General features: G+C 71.4%; 1 protein-coding gene. It reads left to right on the forward strand.

The window, feature by feature from the left end:
- Nucleotides 1-198 (forward strand): NrsF family protein (locus CP49_RS35915; protein ID WP_156438848.1); only part of this gene is annotated, 198 nt, incomplete at its 5' end.
- Nucleotides 199-276: the final 78 nt, after the last annotated feature.

Here is a 276-nt window from a genome sequence, read left to right on the forward strand (position 1 = left end):
CTGCGGCACGGCGCGCCGGCGCGGCCGGCGGTTGCCGGCGCCATCGCCGGACTGTTGTCCGCGGGGCTGGCGGCGACGCTCTACGCCTCGCATTGCACGGACGATTCACCGCTGTTTGTGGCGACCTGGTACACGATCGCGACCGCGTTGGTAACGGCGCTCGGCGCGCTGCTCGGATCGAAGCTGCTCAGGTACTAGGCGCGAGCACCGCGGGCGTATTCTGCTGCATGCGGTGGAAGCGCAGCACCTGCTGCGCCGTCGACGGCCGCAGCCGCT

Source organism: Bradyrhizobium valentinum (genome assembly GCF_001440405.1).
GTDB lineage: Bacteria > Pseudomonadota > Alphaproteobacteria > Rhizobiales > Xanthobacteraceae > Bradyrhizobium > Bradyrhizobium valentinum.